Origin of the sequence: Salinivibrio sp. VYel1, from assembly GCF_009377945.1 — a bacterium.
GTDB classification, from domain to species: Bacteria; Pseudomonadota; Gammaproteobacteria; order Enterobacterales; family Vibrionaceae; genus Salinivibrio; species Salinivibrio siamensis.
Map to the genome: position 1 here is coordinate 1 of NZ_RSAM01000037.1, position 661 is coordinate 661.

2 tRNA genes and 1 rRNA gene are annotated in these 661 nt (G+C 45.5%); all 3 read left to right on the forward strand.

The window, feature by feature from the left end:
* Nucleotides 1-51: 51 nt before the first annotated feature.
* Nucleotides 52-127, forward strand: a tRNA-Lys gene (locus tag EHW58_RS15595).
* Between the two features lie 9 nt (nt 128-136).
* Nucleotides 137-212 (forward strand) — tRNA-Val (locus tag EHW58_RS15600).
* A 311-nt stretch (nt 213-523) separates the two neighbouring features.
* Nucleotides 524-661, forward strand: a 23S ribosomal RNA gene (locus tag EHW58_RS15605); the annotation flags it as partial.

The following is a 661-nucleotide window of genomic DNA, read 5'->3' on the forward strand; positions in this document are numbered from 1 at the left end:
CCGCCCTTTCACGGCGGTAACAGGGGTTCGACTCCCCTATGGGACGCCATTGGGTTGTTAGCTCAGTTGGTAGAGCAGTTGACTTTTAATCAATTGGTCACAGGTTCGAATCCTGTACAACCCACCACACTATTGTGGGCGATTAGCTCAGTTGGGAGAGCACCTCCCTTACAAGGAGGGGGTCACTGGTTCGAGCCCGGTATCGCCCACCACGCTTTAAAGGTTTTTGCTTAAGAATCTTTAGAACGTGGTTTATTTAGCAATAAACGACATGCTCTTTAACAATCTGGAAAGCTGACAAGTCATTCTTAAAGAATGACAGTAAAGTTCTCAATCAGTGACAGAAATGTCACTCACACAATCAAGTGTGCTTGGGCTTTGTCTTAGTGATAAGCAAAGTCTCTATTTTGAGTCCGGCAAAAACAAAACCTTAATTGGTTGATGATTCAACACTGAGTGGTTTTGCGACGCAGATTTCTTTTTTAGACAATCTCGCCGTAAATAAAACCTCTTGGGGTTGTATGGTTAAGTGATTAAGCGTAGACGGTGGATGCCTTGGCAGTCAGAGGCGATGAAGGACGTACTAACCTGCGAAAAGCGATGGTGAGCTGGTAAGAAGCATTTGAGCCATCGATGTCCGAATGGGGAAACCCACCTGCAT